The 940-nt window shown below is 51.7% G+C and carries 1 protein-coding gene; it reads right to left on the reverse strand.

Annotated features, from left to right (window positions below):
- Nucleotides 1-940, reverse strand: a 940-nt coding sequence (locus WKU26_RS12580) for a GumC family protein (protein WP_340322301.1), incomplete at both ends; no start/stop codon positions are given.

A 940-nucleotide genomic window follows, 5' to 3' on the forward strand; every position in this document is an offset into this window, starting at 1 on the left:
CTTGCGGATATCCATACCTACAATCAGAGTCTTTTTGCCAAGGAATGCCAGACTGACTGCCAGATTTCCGGCTACAAAGGATTTTCCTTCACCGGGCTGGGTGGAGGAGACCATAATAACTTTTTCTCCGCTTTCCATCATAAACATCAGGTTGGTACGGAGTCCGCGGAAGGTTTCCTCCATGATGTCGTTGTGATTTTCGCGTACCACAATGGCACCCTGTGCCGGTTTCTGGCAGTGAGGAAGTTCGGCCACGAGAGGAACGGAAGTGAGTTTCTGTACATCCTCTCCGTTTTCAATCCTGTATTTCAGCAGGTCAATCAGGTAGATGATACCGACCGGAATTCCCAGACCTAAAATCAGAGCTGCTAATGCAATAATTTTCTTTTTGGGCGATACGGGGTATTTGTCTGGTAATGCCTGTTCGATGATTCGTCCGTTGGTAGCAGTTGCAGCCAGGGTAATGGCATTTTCCTCGCGTTTCTGGAGCAGCATGATGTAGAGCTGTGCCTTGATTTCCTGCTGGCGGGCAATGGTGAGGAATTCCTTTTCCTGCTGGGGGGCCTTGCTGATGCGTCCCTCGAACTTGCTGGCCTGGCGGTCGAGGTTGCCCTTGGTGATGTGCAGACCTTCGAGTACGCTGGCCACGGTGGTCTGTACGCTGTGGCGCATGGCTTCGATGCCGGTCTTCATATTGATGACCGCGGGGTTGTTCTCGGAAGAGGTGCGGAGCAGCCGCTTGCGTTCGATAATCAGGGTGTTGTACTGGTCGATGACCGAACTGAGGTTCTGGTCTTTCAGACCGACATTGGCCGGAATGACTTCGTCGGCATTGGCGGGATTATGAATATAGTCGCACAGGAATTCCACTAAACGGATCTGGGTCTGGTTTTCGATGCGGAGCTGTTCGTACTTGGAGTTTTCCTGAAGTGCCAGTTGG

The sequence above is a fragment of the Phocaeicola sp. HCN-40430 genome (genome assembly GCF_037890285.1).
GTDB lineage: Bacteria > Bacteroidota > Bacteroidia > Bacteroidales > Bacteroidaceae > Phocaeicola > Phocaeicola acetigenes.